The sequence below is a fragment of the Silvimonas sp. JCM 19000 genome, assembly GCF_054652575.1.
This window is the reverse complement of sequence record NZ_BAAIHC010000011.1, coordinates 37,749-62,485: the sequence shown is the minus strand read 5'-3', so window position 1 is coordinate 62,485 and position 24,737 is coordinate 37,749. Positions and strand designations below refer to the sequence as shown.

Below are 24,737 nucleotides of genomic sequence, written 5' to 3'. Positions count from 1 at the left end.
CCGATCAAGTCCATCCAGCAACGCGGAGATCCCACCCATGAAAGCCGTCGCCTACTACAAGAATCTGCCTGTCGATCAGGCCGAATCGCTGCAAGACATTACCCTGCCCGACCCTACTCCGGGCGAGCATGACCTGTTGGTGGAAGTCAAAGCCGTGTCGGTCAACCCGGTCGATACCAAAATCCGCGCCAATGCCGCGCCGGACGAGGGCCAGGCCAAAGTGATCGGCTGGGATGCGGCGGGCGTGGTGAAGGCGGTGGGTTCTGCCGTTACCTTGTTCAAGCCGGGCGATGCAGTGTTCTATGCGGGTGCACTCACCCGCGCGGGCAGCAATAGTGAATTACAGATCGTCGACGAGCGCATCGTCGGTCACAAGCCTAAATCGCTCGATTTCGCCCAAGCCGCTGCGCTGCCGCTGACCAGCATCACCGCGTGGGAATTGCTGTTTGATCGGCTGCAAGTGCTTGATTCCAGCCAGCCTGCTGGCAAGACGCTGCTGATTATCGGTGCGGCGGGCGGCGTGGGTTCGATCATGACCCAACTGGCGCGGCAGCTGACCGGCCTGACTGTCATCGGCACTGCCTCGCGCGCCGAAACCCGGGACTGGGTAGGAGAACTCGGCGCGCATCACGTCATCGACCATACCCAGCCGCTGGCCGCCGAACTCAAGCGCATCGGCATCCCGCAGGTCGATTACATCGCCAGCCTGACCCATACCGACGACCATTTTGAACAGATCGTCGAAGCCATCGCGCCGCAAGGCAAGCTGGCCTTGATTGACGACCCGCAGCTGTTTGACTGGCGCAAGCTCAAGCGCAAGAGCGTGTCTTTGCATTGGGAATTCATGTACACGCGCTCGATGTTCAACACGCCGGATCAGATCAAGCAGCATCAATTGCTGAACCAGGTGGCACGGCTGGTCGATGCCGGCACCGTGCGCACTACGCTGGCCGAGCACTTTGGCACCATCAACGCGGCCAATCTGAAAAAGGCGCATGCCTTGCTGGAATCGCATAAGGCGCGCGGCAAAATCGTGCTGGAAGGCTTCTAAACGCCACAGGCCGCGTGGGCGGCAACGCATAGACGCGAGTCGTAGCTTGTCCAGCTGTGGGCAACCCGCTACGCTCGCGTCATCTTTTTGCCAGATACAAATAGCCACCCATGGGCATACGCAAGCTCGCCAAAGATTTGCAGTTGTCGGTTTCCACCGTATCGCGCGCGCTCAGCGACAGCGACGAAGTCAGCGCCAAAACGCGGGAACGCGTGCGCGAGGCCGCGCTGGCGCAAGGCTATGCCCCCAACAAGGCCGCCGCCAGCTTGCGTAAAGGGCGGCTGGATGTCATCGGCCTGATGCTGCCGGCGCGGCGTGAAGAAGAAAACTACACGCTGGGCGTGTTTATGACGCTGGCCGATGGCCTGCAATCGGTGCTGGCTTTGCATGGCATGGATCTGGTCATGTACGGCAGCAAATCGTACGAAGAAGAATTTGCGCGTTTGCGCCGCATTGTGGAGCGGCGGCATGTGGATGGCGTGATTCTGGCGGGTACGCGTCGCCAGGATGAACGCCTGGATTACGTGGCCGCGCGCGGGTTTCCGCTGGTGTCCTTGGGCCGCTGCGAATCGTGCGCTGACCAGTCCTGGGTGGATCTGGATTTTGAAGCCGCCGCCGTGGCCGCCGTGGCGCGTCTGGTGGCGCAAGGCCATCGTCATATTGCCATCGGCGTGCCGGGCAATGATGCGATGCAGGCGCACGTGTATACCAACGCCTGGCGCGCCGCCATGCAAAGCCATGGCCTGGTCCCGCGCGAAGAGGATGTGCAGATCAACGAGTTGAGCGAGCGCGGCGGTTATCTGATCACCGAAGCCTTGCTGGCGCAGCCCAATCCGCCCACCGCCATCATGTTTCAGAGCGATGCCATGGCCGTGGGCGCGTATCGCAAATTGCACGAGCTGGGGCGGGTGCCGGGGCGTGATCTGGCGATTTCGGGCGGCGTGCTCAGTAGCGATGTGCCGGAATATCTATCGCCACGGCTAAGCGGTTTTACCGTCGACGCCTACGCGCTGGGCCAGCATCTGGCCAAGGCCTTGCTGATGCAGATTCCCGACTTTGCCGTGCTGTACGGCAAAACGCCGCGTCAGACTTTGTGGCCGTTAACCTTGCGCGAGCGCGAAAGTGATCTGGGCACGCCGCGCTGAAATGCGCGCATGTCCGATAGCACCAGCCCTGCTTTGCCGCTCTGCCGCAGCCATTCTTTTAAGCTTTCTCACACGCAGCATTTCGATTTTGCAGCGAACGCTTGACACTTTTGAGTGCGGCGACAAGAATTTGCGCACCAAACCGGAAACGTTTCCGTAACGCAACCGAAGTGGCTACAAAACACCGTAACTCAGACACGAAGCCGGGCGCGGATTAGCGCCGGGCGTGGCCCATACGCCAGCGGCTAATCTGCGAGCACGCTGCGACGTCACAGTAAGGGAGAGGGTTTATGAACATCAGGATTTCGACAATCTGCGCCACTTTAACCCTGGCGCTGGCTTCGGCCAGCAGCCTGGCCGCCACGCTGTCGGTCTGGGCGGTGGACGAGCCGGACAATTACACCGAAAAAATGGCGCGCGAGTTCGCCAAGCTGCACCCGGATATCCAGTTGCAAGTGCGCAAGGTGGGGTTCTCCTCGCTGAATGATGAAGCGATGCGCGCGGTGATGTCGGGCAATGGCCCGGACGTGATCCCGATCGATAATCCCAACACCGCGATGTTTGCCGCCAAGAACGCGCTGCTGGACCTGACCCCGTATCTGGCCAAATCCAAAGTCATCGACGTCAAACAGATTTATCCGGGCCCGCTGAAAAACGCCAGCTGGAACGGCAAGGTCTACGCCATCCCGCGCGGCGCCAACACGCTGGCGCTGTATTACAACGAAGACATGTTCAAAGCCGCTGGCCTCGACCCCGACAAGCCGCCGCAAAGCTGGGACGAGCTGTATGCCGACGCCAAAAAGCTGACCAATGCGCAGAAGAATGTGTACGGCCTGGCGTTCTCGGCCGTGGGCGATGAAGAAGGCGTGTTCCAGTTTCTGCCGTTTATTCAGGCTACCGGCGCAGATTGGGACAAGCTGAACGATCCGGGCGCCGCGCGCGCCGCCGCGTTCTGGCAAAAGCTGCTGGATGAAAAGCTGGCCTCGCCCGATACGCTGAGCCATCGACAGTCCGAAGCCGCCGCCACTTTTATCAACGGCAACGCCGCCATGGATATCAACGGCCCGTGGGAACTGATGGCGGTGGAAAAAGGCGCCAAATTTAAATGGCGCGTGGCTTTGCTGCCGCCAGAAAAAGCCGGTGGCACGCGCGCCTCGGCCTTGGGCGAACAAAGCCATGCCGTGCTGCGCAGCGCCAAAAACCCGCAAGCGGCATTTGCCTTCCTCGAATACATGTATTCGCAGCGCAACCGTAACTGGAACGAGTTCGGCATGTTGCCGCCCAGCAAAGATACGGTAACCAAAGATCCGAAATGGCCGCAGGCGTACAAGACGTTTAACGAGCAAATGCAATATGCCCGCCCGCGCGGCCCCAATCCGCAATGGCCAAAAGTGTCCAAAGCCATTTCGACCGCTGTGCAATCGGTGCTGACGCACCAGGCTGATCCTAAAAAAGCCATGGATCAGGCGTATAAAACCGTCGAAGCCACCAAGCATTAACCTGGCCGCGGGCGTCACCTTCCGACGCCCGCCTCTGCCTCTGGAACGACGCAATGAACAAGCTGCTCAGCCGTTTTCCGCGCGAAAACGGATTTGAAATCACGCTGGCGGGCTTTGCCCTGCTGTATCTGCTGCTGTTTGCCGGCCTGCCGCTGCTGTACAACATCGTGCTCAGCTTTCAGCAAGTCGACTTGATGGAGCCCGCCACCCTGCTGCGGCCGTTTGCCGGGCTGGCCAATTATCGCGATGTGTTCAGCCGCCCCGAAGCGGGCCAGGTACTAAGCAACACGCTGCAGTTTGTCGGCTTGTCGCTGCTGTTTCAGGTGGTGATCGGGTTTTTGCTGGCGATGCTGTTTTTGCAGGACTTTCCGCTGGCCACCTTTATGCGTGGACTGTTTCTGGCGGGCTGGATCATGCCGGGGCTGGTGGTGGGCGTGATCTGGAAACTGCTGTTTGCCGGCGATTACGGCGTGCTGAACCATGTGCTGACGCAGATGGGCATTCTGCATAGCAAGATTTTCTGGCTGTCCGATCCGCAGTGGTCCTTGTACGCGGTGATCATCGCCAATGTGTGGTTGGGCGTGCCTTTTAATATGTTGCTGCTGTCGGTGGGCCTGGCCGCCATCCCGGCTGATTTGTATGAAGCCGCCGAACTCGATGGCGCCAACGCCTGGCAACGCTTCTGGGGCATTACGCTGCCGATGATGAAATCCACGCTGGGCGCGGTGGTGTCGCTGGGCGCCATCATGACCATGCAGCAGTTCGATTTGCTGGCGGCGTTGACGCAAGGCGGCCCAGCCAATTCGTCGCAAGTGGCGCAGTACTGGTCGTGGCAATTGTCGCTGCAAACCTTTGAAGTGTCGGCCGGCTCCGCCGTGGCCACGCTGATGATGGTGCTGGTGCTGATTGTGGCGGTGATCTACGTGCGCAGTACGCGCAATGAACGGATGGTGTGAGCATGAAGCGCTATGTACTGATGGTGATTGCGCTGATCGTCACCGCCATATACCTGTTTCCCTTGTACTGGATGTATATCACCGTGTTTAAAAGCGCGGCCGAGATGTTCCAGTTTCCGCCCACGTTCTGGCCACAGCAGGCCGAATCGCATCTGCGCCAGGTGTTTGAAGAACGCAATATGGCGCGCTTTTTGTGGAATTCGCTGCTGATTGCCTGCGGCACCACCGGCGTCACCCTGTTAGTGGGCACCGGCGCGGCCTATGCGCTGGCGCAAGTGCAGAACCGCTGGACCAGCGCCGCCATCTTTGCCGTGCTGGTGCTGCAGGCGCTGCCGTCCAGCCTGATGGTGACGCCGATCTTTACCGCGTTTAAAGGCTTGGGTTTGCTAGAAACGCCGCGCTTTGCCGTGGTGATTGCGCAGATCACCAAAACGCTGCCGTTTTATATCGTGCTGTGCCGCGCCAGCTTTGTGCAGGTGCCGCGCGAATTACGCGATGCCGCGCTGGTGGATGGCGCCTCGCCCATGCGCGCGTTTTTTGGCGTGATTCTGCCGCTGGCGGTGAATGGCATTCTGGTGTCGGCCATCCTGGTGTTTCTGCAGTCGTTCGGCGAATACGTATACGCCCGCTCGCTGATTCTGGACGACCAGTACCAGACCGCCACGGTCGGCTTATCGGCCTTTGTCGGCGCCACCAAAACCGACTGGATCGGGATCATGACCTACTCGGCCATCTTTGTGACGCCGATCCTGATTGCCTTCATGTTGTTACAACGCAAGATCGTCGCCGGTTTGACCGCAGGCGCACTCAAGTAAATCGGTGAGGAGAAGTTTGTGGACCAGGCAACGCATCGCATCCAGATCGAGAACCTGAGCAAGGCCTACGGGCCGGTACAGGTGCTGAAGGACATCAATATCTCGGTGCCGGAAGGCCGCTTTGTGGCCTTGATCGGGCCGTCGGGTTGCGGCAAGTCCACCTTGCTGCGCACGATAGCCGGGCTGGAAAAAATCACCGGCGGCACGCTGCGCATTGATGGCCAAATCGTTAACGACATGCCGCCGCGCAAACGCGATGTGGCCATGGTGTTCCAGAGCTACGCGCTGTATCCGCATATGAATATCGAAAAGAACATGTCGTATTCATTGCGGCTAAAGCGCAGCGCGCCCGAGGCGATCAAGCAAAGCATTGCCGGTGTGGCCGAAACCCTGGGCCTGGGCCATTTGCTGGAACGCATGCCGCGCCAGCTATCCGGCGGCCAGCGCCAGCGTGTGGCCATGGGGCGCGCCATTGTGCGCAACCCCAAAGTGTTTTTGTTTGATGAGCCGCTGTCCAACCTGGACGCAGCATTGCGCGTGCATATGCGCGCCGAGATCCGCAAATTGCACCATCGTCTGCATGCCACCTCGGTCTACGTGACGCATGACCAGATCGAAGCCATGACCATGGCCGACCATGTGGTGGTGCTGCGCGCGGGCCAGGTGGAACAGCAAGGCGCGCCGCTGGCTTTGTACGAGAAACCGGCCAACAAGTTTGTGGCGGGCTTTATTGGTTCGCCGGCAATGAATTTTATCGAAGGCGTGGTCGGGCCCGATGCCCGATGCGTGACATTCGGCGGCGCCGCGCGGCAACAGCTCGAACTGGGCCGCGCGCTACCCCCCGGCCAGCCGGTGTGGATTGGCCTGCGGCCCGAACATCTGCGGCTGGAAGGCGAGGGCCAGAGCGTACAAGGCGTAATCGACAGCGTGGAAAGCACCGGCTCGATGACGTTTATTGCGCTCAATGTCGATGGCGCGCCGCAGCCCGTGCTGGTGGCGCATCCAGGCACGGTCAAGGCCGCTGCGGGCGATGTGCTCAAGCTGTATATCGCGCCCCAGCAAATCCATGTGTTCGACAAGACGACGGAACTGGCGCTGTAACTTCGCGGCGGCTTTTTTACACGATCAATCCGGCCACGGTCGGAAACGTTTCCGACCGACTCGACCAATACTTTTCTCTGGAATCGATCATGAAAATCAGTGACGGCAACTGGCTGATCAAAGACGGCCTGAATGTCATGTACGCAGTGCAAATCCACAGCGTGGACGTCACCGAGCAAGGCTTGCTGGTGTATGCCGCGCCGCGCGACGTGGCCAGCCGCGCTGGTCAGCTGGATACCGGGCTGATTACGCTGCGCTTTTTTTCGCCGCAGGAAGGCGTGATTGGCGTGCGCATCAGCCACTTTGAAGGCACGCGGGATGTGGGCCCGCACTTTGCGCTTAACCACAGCGCGCCACAGATCAGCACCACCAACACTGCCGATGTGGCCAGCTTGACCAGCGGCAATCTAACGGTGCGCATCGCCAAAACCGGCGACTGGGGCATCGATTTTTTGCGCAATGGCAAACGCATTACCGGCAGCGGTTTTCGCGGTTGCGGCCAAGTCATCGACACCACGCAAGGCGGCGCGCCGTTTATGTTTGAGCGCCTGGACCTGGGCGTGGGGGAAAACGTCTACGGCCTGGGCGAGCGCTTTACCGCCTTCGTTAAAAACGGCCAGGTGGTGGAAAGCTGGAACCGCGATGGCGGCACCAGTACCGAGCAAGCGTACAAAAACATCCCGTTCTATCTGACCAATCGCGGTTACGGCGTGTTTGTAAATCACCCCGAAAACGTGTCGTACGAAGTGGGCAGCGAAAAGGTCACCAAAGTGCAGTTCAGCGTGGCGGGCCAGGCGCTGGAATATTTTGTGATCGACGGCCCCACCCCCAAGCAGGTGCTGGACCGCTATACCCGACTGACCGGCCGCCCCGCGCTGCCGCCGGCGTGGTCGTTCGGGCTATGGCTGACCACGTCGTTTACCACGGATTACGACGAAGCCACGGTGAACCACTTTATCGATGGCATGGCCGAGCGGCAGATTCCGCTGCATGTGTTCCATTTTGATTGCTTCTGGATGAAGGCTTTCCACTGGTGCGATTTTGAATGGAACCGCGAAACCTTCCCCGACCCCGTCGGCATGCTGGCGCGGCTGAAGGCGCGCGGGCTGAAGATTTGCGTGTGGATCAATCCGTATATCGCGCAACCGTCGCCGCTGTTTGCTGAGGGCAAGGCCAAAGGCTACCTGCTACAGCAGCCCGATGGCGACGTGTGGCAATGGAACCGCTGGCAGCCGGGCCAGGGCATCGTCGACTTTACCAATCCGGATGCTTGCGAGTGGTACGCCGGGCATCTGCGCCGCTTGCTGGATATGGGCGTGGATTGCTTCAAGACCGACTTTGGCGAACGCATCCCCACGGACGTGGTGTATCACGACGGTTCCGACCCGCAGAAGATGCACAACTACTACAGCTATCTGTACAACAAGGTGGTGTTTGATGTGCTGGTAGAAAAACGCGGCGCGGGCGAGGCGGTGCTGTTTGCCCGTTCCGGTACGGCCGGCAGCCAACAATTGCCGGTGCATTGGGGCGGCGATTGCAGCGCGACGTACGAATCGATGGCCGAGACTTTGCGCGGCGGTTTGTCGCTGAGCCTGAGCGGCTTTGGCTTCTGGAGCCACGACATCAGCGGCTTTGAAAACACGGCCCCGGCTGATGTGTACAAGCGCTGGAGCGCGTTTGGCCTGTTATCGAGCCATAGCCGGCTGCATGGCAGCAAATCGTATCGCGTGCCGTGGTTGTTTGATGACGAGGCCGTGGCGGTGGTGCGCCACTTTACCGAGTGGAAAAGCCGGCTGATGCCGTATCTGTTTGATGCCTCGGTACAGGCGGTCGAACACGGCACGCCCACGCTGCGCGCGATGATGCTGGAGTTTCCGGACGACCGTGCCTGCGATTTTCTGGACCGCCAGTATTTACTGGGCGGCCATCTGCTGGTGGCGCCGGTGTTCAATGCCGAAGGCGATGTGGAGTTCTATTTGCCGCCGGGCACATGGACCCATCTGTTTAGCGGCGAGGCAGTGCAAGGCGGCCGCTGGCTGCGGCAACAGCACGGCTTTATGAGCCTGCCGCTGTACGTACGGCCCAACACGTTGCTGGCCATCGGCACGCAAGATCAACGGCCTGATTACGACTATGCGCGTGAAGTTGAATTGCATCTGTACGCGCTGGACGACGGCGCCAGCGCCACCGCCACGCTGCGCGATCTGGGCGGCAAGGTGGTCACCACCGTCACCGTGCAACGTAACGGCGCGCAATACCAGGTGGAGGTGGAAGGCTGGCAACAGCCGCTGCCGCTGCTGATTGACGGCCAGCGCCATATGCTCAGCGAAGCGCGGGTGGTTTTTGAAGCCGGAAAAGCATGAGGTGTAGGGCGCGTTACCCCTTGGGGCAACGCACAATTCGGGGCCAAAGGTCCCGGCCCCATCCGGGGCCGTCCGGCGTCCACGGCATAACCAAAATGTGCGTTGCCCCCGCAAGCGAGGACAAGCCCCCCCGAGGGGGTAACGCACCCTACCCGAAGCGCGGGTGGTTTTTGAAGCCGGAAAAGAATGAGGTGTAGGGAAGTTTTATAAAGCGGGACTCCGGGCGCGCACCGTGACCCACAACAAGTGGTGCGTCAGGCTGGCAGCTGCTCGCATAGCGCTTTGATTGGTGGGTCTAGACCCACCCTATGCGCAGAGAATCGTCTTTCTTTGTTCGAAATGTTGTCTCCTCATTTGTGCGCCACCTCTCTCCCGAGGGCTGGCGCATTCTTTTTTAAAATTGTTATACAGATCAGCCCCGTAGCGCTACGAGGGCGCGGTGCTTTGCAAAATATGCGATAGTCGGGGCGTAAGAAAAAGACGCCGCGGCGATCAGCGCGGCCCGTCAGCCGATCCCGCCTTGCGAGTACACGCCCATGAATGCCTTCGTCACCACGTCTTTTGCGCCTGAAGTGGGCGAGATGAAGCTCTCCGAGCTCATGGCGTCTTTGAGCTATGCACTGGATATCACTGAAGGCCAGCCCGCAGGCCATTGCATCCGCGTGTGCTGGATTGGCCTGTCAATTGCACGGCAAATGGGCGTGCCCGAGCGTGAACAATGGGATCTGTATTACACGCTGCTGCTCAAGGATCTGGGGTGTAGCAGCAATGCCGCGCGCATTTGCGAGCTGTATCTGACTGACGATCTCGGCTTCAAGCGTGATTTCAAAACCGCTGGCACCGGCCTGCCGCAAATCCTCGGCTTTGTGTTTGCCCACACCGGCAAAAACGCGCCGTGGGGTGAGCGCCTGAACGCCATCCTGAATGTAATGAAGAACGGCGGCGATATGGCGCAAGAGCTGATCAGCACGCGCTGTGATCGCGGCGCCAGCATCGCGCGCAAATTGCGTTTTAACGAGACCATCGCGAGCGGCATTCGCGCGCTGGACGAACATTGGGATGGCGGTGGCCGCCCGGCGCAGCTGGCGGGCGAGGCGATTCCGCTGGGCGCGCGCATTGCCTTGCTGGCGCAAGTCATCGATGTGTACCACTTAAGCCATGGCGCCAAAGCCGCCCTGCGCGAGGTGCGCCGTCGCAAGGGCAAATGGTTTGATCCGCGACTCTGCACCGCCTTTGAAGCCGTCGCGCGCGATCCGGCCTTCTGGCTGGAACTTGAATCAGCGCATATCGAAGAAACCGTGCTCAAGCTGGAGCCGGCGCAGTTTGCCGTCCGGTTGGACGAAGATTATCTGGACGATATCGCCGCAGCGTTTGGCGAGATTGTCGATTCCAAAAGCCCGTTTACCTCGGGCCATAGCCAGCGTGTGGGCTTGTATACCGACGCCATCGCGGCCGCACTGGGCGTGCCCGAGCCGCGCCGCCGCTGGTTGCGCCGCGCGGCCTTGCTGCACGATGTGGGCAAACTGGGCGTCAGCAATTCGATACTGGATAAGCCGGGCAAGCTGGACGGGCCGGAATGGCAGGCGGTGCAGCAACATGCGCGCTTTACCGAGGAGATCCTGGCGCGCATCGGTGCTTTCCACGAACTGGCCGCGATGGCCGGTGCGCACCATGAGCGGCTGGATGGCACCGGTTATCCCAACCGCCTGAGCGCCGCCCAGATCAGTCTGGAAACCCGCATCATCACCACCGCCGACATCTTTGACGCCATCAGCGCCGACCGGCCCTACCGCGGCGCAACGCCGATCGAAGAGACGCTGGCTATCATGCAGCGCTCCGTAGGCAGCGCGCTGGACCCGGACTGCTTTGCCGCGCTGTGCCGCATTGCGCGCGAAAACGCCTGATAGCAAAAGACCTGCGGCCCGAATCTGACGGGCTGGCAGGCGGCTTGTCTGGCTGTGTTCCAGGCCAGCTATGCACATGCGCATGCTGCTTTGTCTGACGCAGGATTACGTCGCTACACCGATGCGGGCGGCGGGGCTGCCGCAGGTACATTGGCTCCAGTTTCAACGAGGAGCCCAACATCATGAATACCGTACAAAACAACCCGCAATCCCAGAACCAACGCCAGCCGCTGCAAATGGAAGAACTGAGCCGCATCATCCTGGAAGATGACGCGTTTGCAGATCTGTATGACCCCGATGTCGATGCAGAACTCGACCACTATCGCGATTCGATGCACTAAGCGCGGCGCAAATACAAACGCCCATCCGGCAGAGCACGGACAGGCGTGGAGTAGGGATTGCGGCAGGCGTAACCGCGCAAGCGGAAATAGCTGCCTAGTGCGCGGCGCGGAACAGGCTACTGAACAGGCCAGTGCGCGTTTCGACGTACCAGATGGCGGCGATGGCCAGCGGCATCCACAACGTCACGGTGATTACCATCTCGGTTTGCTTGCTGTGTTGAGCGCTGGATTTGTTCAGATGACGATACATGGCGGTCTCCCGATAAGGTATTCAGAGCGCGCTAAATGCCTTAGCGCATGCCGTTAGTAGGCCTGATCAGCGGCAGGATTAAAACCAGGACCACCCCTGGTCGGCCAGAACCGGGCGTTCGGAGTCGGTTTGCTGCACAAGCGGGCGAGCACGCCTGCATCAATGGTTTCTAATATTCAGACGCGGCAGCGCGCATTTTGCGCCCGTCAATTAAACGCAGCCATGCGGGTTATCCCCCAGCGCGGATGCTGGCCGTTCGCTGGCGTCACCGATTAAATAGCGTGGGCCGTTGCCTTGTGCGGCGGCGATGTCGTTGGGGTTGTACAGATGGCAATGCTGCATCGACAGGCAACCGCAGCCTATGCATGCCCCCAGCCGATCGCGTAACGCCGTGAGCGTATCAATGCGCGCCTGCAAACGGCTTTGCCAGTGCTGCGCCAGCTCGTCCCAATCGGCGCGCGTCGGCGTGCGTTGCGCGGGCAGGGTCGCCAGCGCTTCGGTGATTTCCTGCAGACTTAAGCCCACGCTTTGCGCAACGCGGATAAATGCCACGCGGCGCAAGGTGTCGCGCACAAACTGGCGCTGGCCACTGGCCGTGCGCACGCTGCAGATCAATCCCTGAGCTTCATAAAAGCGCAGCGCGCTGGCCGCGACGCCTGCACGTTTGGCCAGTTCGCTGATACTGATCAGCCCGCCTGGTTGCATCGTTATTTTCTCCTTGCCCCGCCGACCACCGGTTTGATATGCCACTTGCATTAAAGTTAACTTTAACTTGTAGAGTGGCGCCACATCAAATGCGGAGATCTGCCATGACGCCCACATCCACTTTGTTTGCACTGCTCGATGCCAATCGCGGCATCGCGTCCGTACGCGGTTTCAGCAATCATTTGCCCATGGCGCTGAGCGCGCTGTACAGCCTGGGCGCGGATGAAACGCGCTTGCTTGCGTTTGATCAACAGCACCGTGCCGCGCGCGCCGTCACCATCCCGGCCGCGCCCAGCGTGCCCGCCCATTGGGCGGATTGCCCGGGGCAGACCGGGCAGTTTCTGGCGTTGAGCCTGTATTTTGAACAGCGCATTGCGCGGGAAGGCGCGGCGGCGGTGATGAGCGAGGTGTTTACCGGCGTGCCGTTTGCCCCGGCCACTGCGGCGTTTCATGCGCTGATCCGGCTGGCGCATGGCCTGGATGTGGGCCACTGCGGCGAAATCGCGGCCGGGCTGGCTTCCTATGTGAGCAGCTATCTGCCGATTGAGTTGAGCCCGGCTGTGGCCGCGCAACCGGGTAGCGTGGCCGAGCAGCTGGCATATATGGCCCCTGCGCTTAGCCATCTGGAATTGCCGGAAGGCATGATCATCCGGCGCTTGCGCGGCGTGGTGGCCGATGCAAACTTTGTCCGCGTGCTGACCGCAGCGCCCGCCCACAACACCCTGCTGCAAGATCTGGCGCACGCGGCCATTGCGCTGTACGCCAGCACGCGCAACTTTACGGCGCTGCATCTGGTCACTGGCGTCAACGCGCTGCGCACGGTGCTGGACCATCTGCCCGCGCCATTGGGGCGCGCGCTGATGCCCGCCATCTGGACCGCGTTTTGCGTGACATGGGCCAGCATCGGCGCCCCGCCGGTACCCCACCTTCTACCGCGCACGGCCGATGCGCTGCCGGACTGGCCAGCACTGTTTGCCTGCGCCATCGCCAGCGAAGACGACCACGATATCAAGCTGACACTGGCGGCGTACAACGAGAACCAGGCGTACCCGTCGCCGTGGTATCAGCATGCGGTGGCGCAGTTGTTTGAGCTGGCGCCGGTATAACTTCTGCGATATCTGATCCAGCAACGCATAGGGTGGGTCATGACCCACCAACCAGCGCCATTCGCGTCACCACGGCGCTTTGTTATGCCACTTTGCAAGGTGGGTCCAGACCCACCCTATGGACGCAAAAAAGGACAACCGCAGTTGTCCTTTTTTTTGTATTACTGAAAGCAAAGATCGCTTAGCTGATCTGGCCGTGGCAGTGCTTGAACTTCTTGCCCGAGCCGCAGGGGCACAAGTCGTTGCGGGCCACGCCGGGGAACTGGCGCGCTACATCGGAAGCCGATACACCGGTACCACTCAGCGTCGGTTGCGCCGAAGCGGCCGACATCAGCGCTTCCTTGATGCGTTCTTCATCGCCCGATGCCAATACTGCGGCCAGATCGTTGTGATGGAACTGCATATCCGAAACCGCTTGCGGCTGGACGGCTTCCACATCGGCCTGGCTGCGTACCTTCACGCTCATCACAATCTGCACCACATCGCGCTTGATGCGGTTGAGCAGGTCCGAGAACAGCTCGAAGGCCTCGCGCTTGTATTCCTGCTTCGGGTTCTTTTGCGCATAACCGCGCAGATGGATACCCTGGCGCAGATGGTCCAGCGCCGACAGATGCTCACGCCAGTGTTGGTCCATATGCTGCAGCAGCACGGCACGCTCAAATTGACGGAAGGTATCGGCACCCGCTTCCGCCACCTTGGCTTCGTAGGTTTCTGCGCCCGCAGCAATCACGCGCTCTTGCAGTTGCTCGTCCGACAGCGTCTTGTCGTCGGCCATCCACTGCGTAACCGGGGCGTGCACGCCAAATTCTTCCAGCGCTTTTTCCAGACCCGGCAGATCCCACTGTTCTTCCATCGACTGCGCCGGCACGTATTGCAGGAACAGGTCTTCGAAGAAGCCATCGCGCATGGCGGCGATGGTTTGCGAGGTATCGGCCGATTCCAGCAGTTCATTGCGTTGCTGGTAGATGGCTTTGCGCTGTTCGTTGGACACATCATCGTATTCCAGCAATTGCTTGCGGATATCGAAGTTGCGGCCTTCCACCTTGCGTTGCGCGGATTCGATGGCGCGGCTGACGATGCCGGCTTCGATCGGCTCGCCTTCCGGCATCTTGAGCTTGTCCATCACAAACGCGACGCGGTCACCGGCAAAGATGCGCAGCAACGGGTCTTCCAGGCACAGATAGAAACGGCTGGAACCCGGATCGCCCTGACGGCCCGAACGGCCGCGCAGCTGGTTATCAATCCGGCGCGATTCGTGGCGCTCGGTGCCGATGATGTGCAGACCGCCTGCGGCCAGCACCTTGTCATGCAGCACTTGCCATTCGGCCTTCAGCGTGGCGATCTTCGCCGCTTTGGCGGCATCGTCCAGGCTTTCGTCTTCTTCGATATCGCGCACGCTGCGTTCGATACTGCCGCCCAGCACGATATCGGTACCGCGACCGGCCATGTTGGTGGCGATGGTCACCTGCGAACTGGCACCGGCTTGCGTCACGATCTCGGCTTCACGCGCATGTTGCTTGGCGTTCAGCACGTTGTGCGCAATGTTGGCTTGCTTGAGCAAGCCGCTCAGCAATTCCGACTGTTCAATCGAGGTGGTACCCACCAGCACCGGCTGGCCGCGTTCTACGCAACCTTTGATATCGGTGATGATGGCGTTGTATTTCTCGTTGGCGGTCTTGAAGACCTGATCCTGCCGGTCCTGACGCACCATCGGCCGGTTGGTCGGGATGATGACGGTTTCCAGACCGTAGATTTGCTGGAATTCGTAGGCTTCGGTATCAGCCGTACCGGTCATGCCGGACAGCTTGTTGTACATGCGGAAGTAGTTCTGCAGCGTGATCGTGGCCAGGGTCTGGTTTTCCTGGTTGATCTCGACGCCTTCCTTGGCTTCGACGGCCTGGTGCAGACCTTCGGACCAGCGCCGGCCCGACATCAGGCGGCCGGTAAATTCGTCCACGATGACCACTTCGCCATCCAGCACCACGTAATGCTGGTCTTTATGGAACAGCGAATGCGCGCGCAAGGCGGCGTACAGATGGTGCACCAGGCTGATGTGCTGCGCGGCATACAGGCTGTCGCCTTCCGGCAGCAGGCCCATTTGCGTAAGGATCTGCTCGACTTTTTCGTGGCCGGCTTCTGACAGCAGCACCGAATTGGCTTTCTCGTCGACCCAATAGTCGCCCTCGCCTTCTTCAGTTTGCTGGCGTACCAGTTGCGGCGGCACCGTGTTCATCGCCATATACATTTCGGTGCTGTCTTCAGCCGGGCCGGAAATGATCAGCGGGGTGCGCGCTTCATCGATCAGGATCGAATCCACTTCATCGACGATGGCGTAGTTCAACGGGCGTTGCACGCGCTCGTCGGCGGTGTACACCATGTTGTCGCGCAGATAGTCAAAGCCGAATTCGTTGTTGGTGCCGTAGGTGATGTCGCAGGCGTAGGCTTGTTGCTTTTCGTCGTGCGCCATCTGGGCGATGTTCACGCCGCAGGTCAGCCCCAGAAAGTTGTACAGCTTGCCCATAGTGGCGGCGTCGCGCTGCACCAGATAGTCGTTGACCGTGAGCACGTGCACGCCGTTGCCGGACAGCGCATTCAGGTAAGCCGGCAGCGTGGCCACCAGGGTTTTACCTTCACCGGTGCGCATTTCCGAAATCTTGCCCTGATGCAGCGTAATGCCGCCGACCAGCTGCACATCAAAATGGCGCATGCCCAGCGCACGCTTGGCGCCTTCGCGGCAAACGGCAAAGGCTTCGGGCAGCAGATCGTCCAGGCTTTCGCCCTTGGCAATACGCTCGCGGAACTCTGCGGTCTTGGCGCGCAGGCCGTCGTCGCTGAGGGCTTGCGTTTGCGCTTCGAGCGCGTTGATGCGGGACACGATTGCGCCATATTGCTTGAGCAGACGGTCGTTGCGACTACCAAAAACTTTCTTGAGCAGATTGGAGATCATTTCCTGTTACCGGCTAGTGCGCCTTGCGGCGACCTCAATTTTTCTCAGTATTCCTGATCTGTATACCGTGACTGGTCGGCCCGGCATGGGGCCTGTGTGACTGGTCGACGGCTCTAAGACAACGGCGGCAGGTTTCCCTCGCCGCCGTGTCAAAACCTTGCGCAGTATGCATGGAAGCTGTGCCGCGATACACGCTGAAACGACAGATGCGGACAAAATGCACGGTTTCCAGCACTGTGCGGCAGAATTAATCCTGCTTAATCGTTCGGGCCCTGGTTGGCTGCAGTATCGATACTGTTGTGCGCCAGGAAGCGCAGCGGATTTTGCGCCACACCTTTATACCTGATTTCAAAATGCAGATGCGGCCCGGTGGAACGCCCCGTACTGCCTACATCTGCAATGATCTGACCGGCTTCGACATGGTCCCCGACCTTCACCAGCAACTTGCTGCTGTGGGCGTAGCGACTGGTCAGATTATTGCCGTGGTCGATCTCGGCCATATTACCATACTGAGGATGAAAGCCTGCATACACCACCGTGCCGGCCCCGGCTGCGCGGATCGGTGTGCCCAGGGGCACCGCAAAGTCCAATCCCTCATGAAACGCCTGGTGGCCGTTAAACGGGTCAATGCGCCAGCCAAAGCTGGATGACTGCAAACCCGTGGTCAACGGTGCCAACGTCGGCAAGGCCGTGTTGGTGGGCCGCAGCAACATCGACTCAGCCAGGCTGAACTGCCCGATATAGCCGTTAGCCCGGTCATTGGCCGCGTTCAACTGCTCCAGCAACTCCGCCGCCGACAAGGGTCGGTCCCGCGTATCCGGCCCGCCACGCGGTGGCGCGGGCTGGTTGCTCAGATAGGGTTTGACCTCGATACCGGCCTTGGTGCCGACCTGCTGCGCCAGCCCATCCAGCCGGATCAACCGGGCCTGCAACTCACCCAGTTTGATGGCCAGCGTGTCCAGCTCGGCCTGGCGCAAAGGCTTGATCAGCGGCCACAGACGTGGCGCCGAACCACCGCCCCCCACCGCCATGCCGATGCCCACGCCCAGCGCCAGCAACAGCACGGCCAGTCCCGCCAGCGCCAACGCCAACTGACGCGGGCCGAGCGACACGGCAGTGGATCGCCGGTTGGATAAAAGAATAATATTCAAGGCGATACTCCCTGAATGCCTGAACGGAATCTGAAGATTTGATGAAACGCCGCAAGTCCCACGCCGGGTTCATCGGTGAAAATCGCGCGCTGGTGCGTTTATCTGACCGCGTTGCGGACTATAACCGCGTGCTCGAATTGATCAGAAAGCAGCTGCCGCCCGCCACCGCCCAGGCTTGTCTGGGGGTGGCCTGGTCAGGCACCACGCTGGTGGTGGGCGTGAACAACGCCGCCGCCGCCACCCGCCTGCGCTACGCTGCGCCCGACCTGATCGAGACGCTAGCCCAGGCTGGCTGGCAAGCTACCGTAATCCTGCCCCGGGTGCAAGCCACGCTCCGCGAGCAAAAACCGATACCGCCCAAGGCCTTGCACCTGTCCGAAGGCGCCCGCCAGGCCTTCGACGACCTCAAACACACCGTCGACGACCCCGCCCTGCTGGAAGCCATCAACAAGCTGGTCAACCGCCACAAATCATAGATTCAGTACCCAGCACGTGAGCGCCCCCACAGGCAAAAGCGAAGCGCCTTGCCCCCGCCCAAAAAGAATGCCAACCCAAGCAAACAGACGGTGTACCCGCAACGCATCGGGGCTTTCACAGTGCGTGCAGGTTGCGTACCGCCGGAGCGGAGCAAGCGGAGTGGCCATGAGGGCCATGAGCATTGCGAGCACCGCCGGGACGCAAGATGCGCGCGCTGTGGAAGCCCAACAGCCAAAAAAAAGGGGCGTCGGTATCGGCGACGCCCTCTAATCAGGGAGGAGATGAGCAAAAATGCGCGAATTGATCGCACATGAACGTTCAGACGCAGCCGCCCTGGCTGAGTTCCATCATCAGTATGTGAAAATTTACTCTCAGATCTCCATCACGCTGCAATCAAGCTGTAACGCGGCCTGGCGCGGTTTTCGCATTTGCCCCGCCCCCGATTTCCTGTCATCTTTGCGGCTGATGCTTTCTACAAGCTGTTCTGGCACCGCAATTGCTTACCCGAAACCGTGCGCCAGCCCTATGCGCTGACTAAGCTAGCCCGCCAATAATTTTTAATAAATCCCAATCTGGAAATTGCCCATGGACGTTGTACTGCTACTTAAATCCCTGATCATGGGGGTGGTCGAAGGTGTGACCGAATTTTTGCCTATCTCCAGCACCGGTCATTTGATTCTGGCGGGCGACTTGATCAATTTCTGGCCTGATCAAAAAGAAAAGCGCGACGTATATGAGATCTTTATCCAGTTGGGCGCCATCCTGGCCGTGGTCTGGGAATACCGTGCCAAGCTGGCCCAGACCTTTGCTGGCGCCACCCGTCCCGGCCGTGAGCGCAATCTGCTGCTGGCGGTGATCGTTGCGTTTATCCCGGCCGCCGTCCTCGGCAAGCTGCTGAGCGAAACCATCAAAGCGCATCTGTTCAAGCCGGTGCCGGTGGCGCTGGCCTTTATTATTGGTGGCTTGCTGATACTGTGGGCCGAAAAACGCCAGCATCGTGTGCGGGTACAAGAGGTCGACAACATCACGTGGAAGGACGGTCTCAAGGTGGGCTTTGCCCAATGTCTGGCGCTGATCCCGGGCACCAGCCGTTCGGGCGCGACCATTATTGGTGGTCTGTTTCTGGGCTTGTCGCGCAAGGCGGCCACTGAGTTCTCGTTCTTCCTAGGCATACCCACGCTGACCGCCGCCTCGGTTTACAGCATGTGGAAACTGCGCCATGTGCTCGATATGGCCGACTTTGGCGTATTTGCGGTGGGCTTTGTTGCCGCAGCCATCAGTGCGTTTATCGCCGTGCGCGCCTTGCTGCGCTTTATTGCCACGCACACGTTTATTGCATTTGCCTGGTATCGCATCGCCTTCGGCATTATCGTGCTGCTGACCGCCTACACCGGCGTGGTGCACTGGGCCGAATAAGCGGCTGGCCGCTGCCATGGTGTTTTTCTGGCTAGACTAACGAGTGATCGTTTTACCGACCGGAGAAACCCATGGCACGAGCCGAATCCACGATGTTGCCGCTGAATACGTCCCTCCCCGAATTTACCCTGCCCGATGGCGATGGCCGACTGTATGACCTGGCTGGCGTGGCGGGGCCCAAAGGCTTGCTGGTGGCCTTTATCTGCAATCATTGCCCGTATGTAAAACACATCAATCCGGCACTGGCCCCGCTCGGGGCGGAACTGGCCGAAGACGGCGTCGGCATGGTGGCCATCAGCAGCAATGACATTGAAAGCCATCCGGAAGATGCGCCCAGCAAGATGGTCGAGGCCGCACACGAACTCGGCTACACCTTTCCTTATCTCTACGATGAAACCCAGGCCGCCGCGCATGCCTTTGGCGCCGCATGCACGCCTGATTTCTTTCTGTTTAACGGCGATCTGGAACTGGTGTATCGCGGCCAGTTTGATGAAACCCGCCCCGGCAGCGGCCAGGCCGCAAACGGGGCGACGTTGAAAGCGGCCGTCGCCGCGCTGGTGGCGGGGCAGCCGCCAGTGCAGCAGCAGTTGCCCAGCATAGGTTGCAATATCAAGTGGAAGCCGGGCAATGCGCCCGACTACTTCGCCAGCTAAGCCGTTTTACTTCAGCGTCACGCGCTGGCCGGTCTGACTGGCCAGCGTGCCTGCTTCGATCATGCGCATCACCGCGATCGCTTGCGCCGGGGTCACCGGATTGGGGCCCGCGCCATTAATGGCATCGCGCACGCCGGTGTAATACGCGGTGTAATCGCCCGCTGGCATATAGATGTCTTCGCGCACCGCCTGGTCACCGTGCCAATGCGACAGCCGCCCCGGCTGGTGATCAACGCCCCAGTCATCCATGCCCGGCTTGCCGCCCGCCTTCATCTGGTCCTCTTGCACATCCAGGCCGTATTTTTCAAAGCTGCCTGCCGTGCCATGCACCACATAACGCGCCGATCCCGCACTGACCAGGCAACTGGCCCCCAACACCACGCGCTTGCCCGGGTAATGCAGCACCGCCAGCGCATCGTCCACGGCTTGTGCGCCGTCGCGCCGCAAGGCCAGGTCGGCGCTGATGGCATCCGGCAGGCCGAACAGTGTCAGTGCCTGATCAATCAGATGCGGGCCGAGGTCGTACCAGATGCCCGCGCCGATGGTGGCGGCTTCGCGCCAGCGTTGACGCACTTCGGGACGATAGCGATCAAAGCGGCTGGTGAATTCGGTAACGCGGCCAAGGCGGCCACTGGCCAGCAATTGCTGCAGCCCAAGAAAATCTGCATCCCAGCGCCGGTTATGAAATACCGACAACACGCGACCGACTTGTGCGGCCTGGGCTTGCAAGGCTTCGGCTTCGGCCACAGTTAGGGTAAAGGGTTTGTCGACCACCACATGTTTGCCGGCCGCCAACGCCGCACTGGCCAAAGGCGCATGGGTGTCGTTGGGGGTGGCGATGACCACCAGATCAATCTCCGCTGCCGCGATCAATGCTTCAGGTGTTGGATAAACCGTCACCTCGGGCCAGTCGGCCAGCACTACGTCGGGCTTGCTGCTGGCGATTGCGGCCAGCGTAATGCCGGGAGCGGTGCCGAGCAGCGGCGCATGAAAGGTCTTGCCGGCGTAACCGTAGCCGACGAGGCCGACTCTGAGTGTGTTGGGCATACTGCCTCCAGATATGTTGAGCGGCGGGACGGCCTGATTTTATCGCGTGGCGCGGCCGTCGGTCGCTACCGCGCACCCCTGATTGTCAGCCCGGAGTTTTGCATGATTCGTGTGTATGACCGCATCGCCGATATCGCCCCCGCCGCGTGGAATGCGCTGGCGGGCCCGCATCCAGGCCTGCAACATGCCTTTCTGGATGCGCTGGAGCAAAGCGGCAGCGTCAACGCCGACACCGGCTGGCAGCCTTGCCATCTGACCTTGTGGGATGCCGCAGAAAACGGCCAGTTGATCGGCGCGATGCCGCTGTATCGCAAAGCGCATTCCTGGGGCGAATACGTGTTTGACTGGGCCTGGGCACGTGCCTATGAGCAACAAGGCCTCGACTACTATCCGCGCCTGGTTAGCGCCGTGCCGTTCAGCCCTTTACCCGGCAACCGCTTGCTGGCACGCGACGACGCCAGCCGCGCCGCGCTGATCAAAGGCGCAATCGAACTGACGCGCCAGTTGGGCGATTCCTCACTGCATATCTTGTTTCCGACGCCGGAGGACGCACGCTTTGCCAATCAGCACGGCATGCAATTGCGCGAGCAAGTGCAATTTCATTGGCAACGCGATCCCGCATGGACGTCGTTTGATGATTTTCTGGGCAGCATGAGCCATGACAAGCGCAAGAAAATCAAACAGGAACGTCGCTATGTGCGTGAAGCAGGCGTCACCGTCGAGCGCAAAGCAGGCGCGGACATCAGCGAGGCCGACTGGCGCTTTTTTATCCGCTGCTATCAACACACCTATCGCGAACATCGCTCCACGCCTTATCTAAACCTGGATTTCTTTTTGCGCCTGCATGCCGCGCAACCGGACGCCTGTTTGCTGGTGCTGGCTTATCGCGAAGGCCAGCCGATTGCCGCGGCGTTCGATCTGGTGGGGCCGGATGCTTTATATGGCCGCTATTGGGGCGCGGTGTGGGACAGCGCCGGCTTTGTGCCGGGCCTGCACTTTGAATTGTGCTATTACCAGGGCCTGGAGTTTGCGCTGGAACGCGGACTCAATCTGTTTGAAGGCGGCGCGCAAGGCGAACACAAACTGGCGCGCGGCTTTATGCCGGTCACCACCTGGTCGGCGCACTGGCTGGCGCACCCGGCGTTTCGCGATGCCATCGGCCGCTTTTTACGCCAGGAACGCCAGGCGGTGGATGAGTGGGCCGAGCAACTGGCAGCACAGCATCCGTTCAAGAAAGGCGACGGCGGCGTTTAGGCGCTGCCGTCGGCCCGCTGGCGGCAAAACCGCTTAGCCGTAGAAATGCCAGGCGACATAGCCGGCAAACACCAGGTACAGCAATCCAATCGACGCCAGGGTACGGGCATCGACGCTGCCGCGGCGGAACAGATTCCACAGCAGCACGATGGCACAGGCGGTGACCAGGCCCGACACCAGCAGCGGGTTATCAAAGCGCCACGGCGTAAAGAACAGACCCAGCGCGCTGGGGATGGTGGCCTGGATCATCATCGCGCCCGAGATATTGGCCAGCGCCAGCCGCTCTTTGCCCTGGCGCACCCAGATCAGCGCGTTCATGGTTTCCGGCAATTCGGTGGCCACCGGGCTGAGCAGCAGCGCGATGATATGCGGCGAAATGCCCATAAACGTGCCGATATGCTCCAGCTGCGCCACAAAGGTATGCGACGCCACGGCAATGACCGCCAGCGCCAGCAACGATTGCGTGGCGGCCCAGCCCATGGTCGCGTTATGCGGGCGTAGCTTCAGTTCTTCCAGCTCTTCTTCTTCCGGCGCCGTTTCGGCGGTGGTGATTTCACGCCAGACATACAGGCCATACGCCGCCAGGAACAACACGCCCAGCCACGGTTTGATGGCAAAAGCCACCAGGCCGAGCGCGACCTTGAAGATAAAGATGACCAGAAAAGAAATCTGATCCTGCGCCAGCCGTTGATGGTCCACGCGCACGGTGGCATCGCCGCGCTTGAGCTTGCGTCGATTGGCCCACAACGCCAGCCCGACCACGGCATAGGCCACGGTAGCCAGCACCAGCGGGCCGCCCATGGCGGCACCGACGCCGATATCTTTTTGCTCAGGGGTAGTGCCAAAGGCGACGGCGGTGAAGGTGACCGCGCTTTCGGGCAAGGCAGTGCCAAAAGCCGCCAGCACGGTGCCGACCGCGGTGGCACCCAGCTTCATGTGGCGGCCGCACCATTCGATGCCGTTCACAAAGTATTCACAGGCCAGATAAATGGCGATGGCGGAGAGGAAAAACAGGATGACGGTAAGCAGCATTATTAGTATGGGCCGGGCAAGCAGATAACCAATGGCGCAACGACGTGGCTTGCCCGGCAGGCAAACACGTCGTGGCCAAAGGTCTCGCCGGGCCATCCAGCGCGGTGCTGGATACTGTTCACGCCATGAAGCAAGCGGCTTCAAGTTTGTTGACGTGAACTCGTTCAACATAGTGCTGAACGATGGCTACTCCCCAATGACAACGGGGCGGATTCTGGCAGCACGTAGGCCGAATGGCAAGCACGCTTTTCAGCCAGGCGCGTAAGGACAAGACGGCATCTGGCCTATATGCTGAAGTCATATCAACTGGAAAGCCGCATGGACCGCCACCTGATCGCCTTCGCCGACGCGCCCGAGCCCGACCTGATTACGCCCGCGCTGGATGCCCGCTTTAAAGTCAGCCACGTTACCCTGCTGGCCGACGCCAGCCAGACCAGTCGTGCCGACTATATCGCCAGCGTCTGCCGTGACGCCCGCCTGCAAGCGCAAGTGCTGACCTTGCCGCATGCGTGGAACCCCGAGCCCATCCGCGTGCGGCTGAAAGAGCTGGTGGTGGCGGCCGACCATGCTGTGTTGTTCAATTTGTCCGGGGCCAATCCGGTCCATTCGGCGATTGCGCACGAAGTGGCACTGGAAACGCAAGTGCCCGCCTTTGTGGTCAACCCGTTCAGCGACCAGATCCACTGGTTGGCGCACGCGCCCGCCGATCTACCGGGCGACCACGGCAATGTGGCCGACAAGCTGACGCTGGAAAGCTACTTTGGCGTATATGGCATGGAAATCATCGGCTACAGCCGCCGCCTGCATCGCCCCAAACCGCAAATGGATGCCGCCGCCGACGTGCTGGCGCATCTGGCCGTGCAACATGCCGGGCTAATTGGCCGGCTCAACACGGTCTGCAGCAGCCTTACTCCGGAATTTGAAACCCGTGCCGCCATCCCCAATCACGCCAGCCTGCTCACTGCGCTGCGCGCAACCGGCCTGTGCTGCATCCTGCCCGATTTGCGCTTGCGCCTGACCCAGTTTGAATCGCGCCAGTTTCTGGGCGGCGGCTGGCTGGAATGGTGGTTGCTCAAACAAGTTGAAGCGCTGGTGGGCGAACTGCCGATCCAGGATGCCGCCGCCAGCGTGCGCGTGCGTTTGCCCAATGGCGTGACCAATGAGTTCGATGTTGCCATCTTGTGCAACAACCACGCCTATATGATCGAGGCCAAAACCACCAATGCGGGCTCGCCCGATAAAGGCATAGGCGCGCAGACGCTGTTCAAACTCGATAGCGTATCGGGCCTGGCCGGGATGCACGCCGAGGCCATGCTGGCCAGCTTGTGCCTGCCGACGCTCAAGGAAGCCAGCCGCGCCGAGTCGCAAGATATCGAGATTGTGGCTGGCGCCGCGCTCACCGAGGTGCAAACGCATTTACGCGAATGGCTGAAAGAACCGCTGGGCGAAGAAATCCCGGTCGAATAAGCGGCATGCGGCGGCCCACGCCATTGCGCCGCGCGCCGCATTCAAACGTCGAGCGAC

Annotated in this window: 22 protein-coding genes and 1 riboswitch; of the genes, 16 read left to right on the top strand and 6 right to left on the bottom strand. The window is 60.6% G+C overall.

The features are described 5' to 3' along the window. The first annotated feature begins 37 nt into the window (after positions 1-37). The 9 genes from ACYQ1A_RS11755 (at position 38) to ACYQ1A_RS11715 (ending at position 11,175) form a co-directional block, all read left to right on the top strand. On the top strand, positions 38-1,051 hold the full coding sequence (locus ACYQ1A_RS11755) for a zinc-binding alcohol dehydrogenase family protein (protein WP_499362206.1): 1,014 nt from the start codon (positions 38-40) through the stop codon (positions 1,049-1,051). Positions 1,052-1,161: 110 nt separating this feature from the next. Further along, positions 1,162-2,196 (top strand): substrate-binding domain-containing protein, encoded by a 1,035-nt coding sequence (locus ACYQ1A_RS11750; protein WP_499362203.1) that lies wholly within the window; start codon positions 1,162-1,164, stop codon positions 2,194-2,196. A gap of 290 nt (positions 2,197-2,486) precedes the next feature. Continuing rightward, complete coding sequence (locus ACYQ1A_RS11745; RefSeq protein ID WP_499362200.1) at positions 2,487-3,695, top strand: ABC transporter substrate-binding protein; 1,209 nt, start codon at positions 2,487-2,489, stop codon at positions 3,693-3,695. A 53-nt stretch (positions 3,696-3,748) separates the two neighbouring features. Continuing rightward, positions 3,749-4,651 carry a carbohydrate ABC transporter permease gene (locus ACYQ1A_RS11740; protein ID WP_053939124.1) on the top strand — a complete coding sequence of 301 codons (903 nt, stop codon included), beginning with the start codon at positions 3,749-3,751 and terminating at the stop codon, positions 4,649-4,651. 2 nt (positions 4,652-4,653) lie between these two features. Beyond that, positions 4,654-5,466 (top strand): carbohydrate ABC transporter permease, encoded by an 813-nt coding sequence (locus tag ACYQ1A_RS11735; RefSeq protein ID WP_499362198.1) that lies wholly within the window; start codon positions 4,654-4,656, stop codon positions 5,464-5,466. Positions 5,467-5,484: 18 nt separating this feature from the next. Then, positions 5,485-6,567 carry an ABC transporter ATP-binding protein gene (locus ACYQ1A_RS11730; protein ID WP_499362196.1) on the top strand — a complete coding sequence of 361 codons (1,083 nt, stop codon included), beginning with the start codon at positions 5,485-5,487 and terminating at the stop codon, positions 6,565-6,567. Positions 6,568-6,656: 89 nt separating this feature from the next. Further along, entirely contained in the window at positions 6,657-8,930 is a 2,274-nt protein-coding gene (yicI, locus tag ACYQ1A_RS11725; RefSeq protein ID WP_499362194.1) for an alpha-xylosidase, read from the top strand. A gap of 536 nt (positions 8,931-9,466) precedes the next feature. Continuing rightward, the gene (locus ACYQ1A_RS11720; RefSeq protein WP_499362192.1) at positions 9,467-10,834 is read left to right on the top strand and encodes an HD-GYP domain-containing protein; all 1,368 of its coding nucleotides are present in this window, start codon (positions 9,467-9,469) and stop codon (positions 10,832-10,834) included. A 182-nt stretch (positions 10,835-11,016) separates the two neighbouring features. Continuing rightward, complete coding sequence (locus tag ACYQ1A_RS11715) at positions 11,017-11,175, top strand: hypothetical protein (RefSeq protein ID WP_499362190.1); 159 nt, start codon at positions 11,017-11,019, stop codon at positions 11,173-11,175. 94 nt (positions 11,176-11,269) lie between these two features. On the opposite strand, the gene ACYQ1A_RS11710 is transcribed toward ACYQ1A_RS11715, so the two are convergent. Further along, entirely contained in the window at positions 11,270-11,425 is a 156-nt protein-coding gene (locus ACYQ1A_RS11710) for a hypothetical protein (RefSeq protein ID WP_499362189.1), read from the bottom strand. A gap of 210 nt (positions 11,426-11,635) precedes the next feature. Beyond that, positions 11,636-12,130 carry a redox-sensitive transcriptional activator SoxR gene (soxR, locus tag ACYQ1A_RS11705; RefSeq protein WP_499362188.1) on the bottom strand — a complete coding sequence of 165 codons (495 nt, stop codon included), beginning with the start codon at positions 12,128-12,130 and terminating at the stop codon, positions 11,636-11,638. 104 nt (positions 12,131-12,234) lie between these two features. On the opposite strand from soxR, the gene ACYQ1A_RS11700 reads away from it, so the two are divergent. Next, entirely contained in the window at positions 12,235-13,236 is a 1,002-nt protein-coding gene (locus ACYQ1A_RS11700; protein WP_499362187.1) for a questin oxidase family protein, read from the top strand. Positions 13,237-13,417: 181 nt separating this feature from the next. Here the strand turns inward: ACYQ1A_RS11700 and secA are convergent, their stop codons facing one another. Together secA and ACYQ1A_RS11690 are read right to left on the bottom strand one after the other, a co-directional pair. After that, a complete protein-coding gene (secA, locus tag ACYQ1A_RS11695; RefSeq protein ID WP_499362186.1) occupies positions 13,418-16,183 on the bottom strand; it encodes a preprotein translocase subunit SecA in 2,766 nt (921 codons plus the stop codon). A gap of 257 nt (positions 16,184-16,440) precedes the next feature. After that, entirely contained in the window at positions 16,441-17,334 is an 894-nt protein-coding gene (locus ACYQ1A_RS11690; RefSeq protein ID WP_499362185.1) for a M23 family metallopeptidase, read from the bottom strand. A 41-nt stretch (positions 17,335-17,375) separates the two neighbouring features. On the opposite strand from ACYQ1A_RS11690, the gene ACYQ1A_RS11685 reads away from it, so the two are divergent. The 4 genes from ACYQ1A_RS11685 (at position 17,376) to ACYQ1A_RS11670 (ending at position 19,880) form a co-directional block, all read left to right on the top strand. Continuing rightward, complete coding sequence (locus ACYQ1A_RS11685; protein WP_499362184.1) at positions 17,376-17,810, top strand: DciA family protein; 435 nt, start codon at positions 17,376-17,378, stop codon at positions 17,808-17,810. A 292-nt stretch (positions 17,811-18,102) separates the two neighbouring features. Then, the gene (locus ACYQ1A_RS11680; protein ID WP_499362183.1) at positions 18,103-18,345 is read left to right on the top strand and encodes a hypothetical protein; all 243 of its coding nucleotides are present in this window, start codon (positions 18,103-18,105) and stop codon (positions 18,343-18,345) included. Between the two features lie 51 nt (positions 18,346-18,396). After that, positions 18,397-19,227, top strand: a complete 831-nt coding sequence (locus ACYQ1A_RS11675; protein WP_499362182.1) for an undecaprenyl-diphosphate phosphatase — start codon at positions 18,397-18,399, stop codon at positions 19,225-19,227. A gap of 71 nt (positions 19,228-19,298) precedes the next feature. Then, positions 19,299-19,880 carry a thioredoxin family protein gene (locus ACYQ1A_RS11670; protein WP_062222725.1) on the top strand — a complete coding sequence of 194 codons (582 nt, stop codon included), beginning with the start codon at positions 19,299-19,301 and terminating at the stop codon, positions 19,878-19,880. 6 nt (positions 19,881-19,886) lie between these two features. Here the strand turns inward: ACYQ1A_RS11670 and ACYQ1A_RS11665 are convergent, their stop codons facing one another. After that, positions 19,887-20,927 (bottom strand): oxidoreductase, encoded by a 1,041-nt coding sequence (locus ACYQ1A_RS11665; protein WP_499362181.1) that lies wholly within the window; start codon positions 20,925-20,927, stop codon positions 19,887-19,889. A 102-nt stretch (positions 20,928-21,029) separates the two neighbouring features. Here ACYQ1A_RS11665 and ACYQ1A_RS11660 point away from each other — a divergent pair, with 102 nt between their 5' ends. Further along, the gene (locus tag ACYQ1A_RS11660; protein ID WP_499362180.1) at positions 21,030-22,181 is read left to right on the top strand and encodes a GNAT family N-acetyltransferase; all 1,152 of its coding nucleotides are present in this window, start codon (positions 21,030-21,032) and stop codon (positions 22,179-22,181) included. 33 nt (positions 22,182-22,214) lie between these two features. Here the strand turns inward: ACYQ1A_RS11660 and ACYQ1A_RS11655 are convergent, their stop codons facing one another. Beyond that, complete coding sequence (locus ACYQ1A_RS11655) at positions 22,215-23,213, bottom strand: sodium:calcium antiporter (RefSeq protein WP_499362179.1); 999 nt, start codon at positions 23,211-23,213, stop codon at positions 22,215-22,217. A gap of 89 nt (positions 23,214-23,302) precedes the next feature. Then, positions 23,303-23,420: riboswitch (yybP-ykoY riboswitch) on the bottom strand. 81 nt (positions 23,421-23,501) lie between these two features. Between ACYQ1A_RS11655 and ACYQ1A_RS11650 the strand changes: the two genes are divergently transcribed. Further along, a complete protein-coding gene (locus tag ACYQ1A_RS11650; RefSeq protein ID WP_062222727.1) occupies positions 23,502-24,680 on the top strand; it encodes a Card1-like endonuclease domain-containing protein in 1,179 nt (392 codons plus the stop codon). Positions 24,681-24,737: the final 57 nt, after the last annotated feature.

Excerpts from the sequence above, each read along its gene's own strand:
- ACYQ1A_RS11755 (WP_499362206.1), top strand. The coding sequence starts at position 38 with ATGAAAGCCGTCGCCTACTACAAGAATCTGCCTGTCGATCAGGCCGAA.
- ACYQ1A_RS11750 (WP_499362203.1), top strand. The coding sequence starts at position 1,162 with ATGGGCATACGCAAGCTCGCCAAAGATTTGCAGTTGTCGGTTTCCACC.
- ACYQ1A_RS11745 (WP_499362200.1), top strand. The coding sequence starts at position 2,487 with ATGAACATCAGGATTTCGACAATCTGCGCCACTTTAACCCTGGCGCTG.
- ACYQ1A_RS11740 (WP_053939124.1), top strand. The coding sequence starts at position 3,749 with ATGAACAAGCTGCTCAGCCGTTTTCCGCGCGAAAACGGATTTGAAATC.
- ACYQ1A_RS11735 (WP_499362198.1), top strand. The coding sequence starts at position 4,654 with ATGAAGCGCTATGTACTGATGGTGATTGCGCTGATCGTCACCGCCATA.
- yicI (WP_499362194.1), top strand. The coding sequence starts at position 6,657 with ATGAAAATCAGTGACGGCAACTGGCTGATCAAAGACGGCCTGAATGTC.
- ACYQ1A_RS11720 (WP_499362192.1), top strand. The coding sequence starts at position 9,467 with ATGAATGCCTTCGTCACCACGTCTTTTGCGCCTGAAGTGGGCGAGATG.
- ACYQ1A_RS11715 (WP_499362190.1), top strand. The coding sequence starts at position 11,017 with ATGAATACCGTACAAAACAACCCGCAATCCCAGAACCAACGCCAGCCG.
- ACYQ1A_RS11710 (WP_499362189.1), bottom strand. The coding sequence starts at position 11,425 with ATGTATCGTCATCTGAACAAATCCAGCGCTCAACACAGCAAGCAAACC.
- soxR (WP_499362188.1), bottom strand. The coding sequence starts at position 12,130 with ATGCAACCAGGCGGGCTGATCAGTATCAGCGAACTGGCCAAACGTGCA.
- ACYQ1A_RS11700 (WP_499362187.1), top strand. The coding sequence starts at position 12,235 with ATGACGCCCACATCCACTTTGTTTGCACTGCTCGATGCCAATCGCGGC.
- secA (WP_499362186.1), bottom strand. The coding sequence starts at position 16,183 with ATGATCTCCAATCTGCTCAAGAAAGTTTTTGGTAGTCGCAACGACCGT.
- ACYQ1A_RS11685 (WP_499362184.1), top strand. The coding sequence starts at position 17,376 with ATGAAACGCCGCAAGTCCCACGCCGGGTTCATCGGTGAAAATCGCGCG.
- ACYQ1A_RS11680 (WP_499362183.1), top strand. The coding sequence starts at position 18,103 with ATGCGCGAATTGATCGCACATGAACGTTCAGACGCAGCCGCCCTGGCT.
- ACYQ1A_RS11675 (WP_499362182.1), top strand. The coding sequence starts at position 18,397 with ATGGACGTTGTACTGCTACTTAAATCCCTGATCATGGGGGTGGTCGAA.
- ACYQ1A_RS11670 (WP_062222725.1), top strand. The coding sequence starts at position 19,299 with ATGGCACGAGCCGAATCCACGATGTTGCCGCTGAATACGTCCCTCCCC.
- ACYQ1A_RS11665 (WP_499362181.1), bottom strand. The coding sequence starts at position 20,927 with ATGCCCAACACACTCAGAGTCGGCCTCGTCGGCTACGGTTACGCCGGC.
- ACYQ1A_RS11660 (WP_499362180.1), top strand. The coding sequence starts at position 21,030 with ATGATTCGTGTGTATGACCGCATCGCCGATATCGCCCCCGCCGCGTGG.
- ACYQ1A_RS11655 (WP_499362179.1), bottom strand. The coding sequence starts at position 23,213 with ATGCTGCTTACCGTCATCCTGTTTTTCCTCTCCGCCATCGCCATTTAT.
- ACYQ1A_RS11650 (WP_062222727.1), top strand. The coding sequence starts at position 23,502 with ATGCTGAAGTCATATCAACTGGAAAGCCGCATGGACCGCCACCTGATC.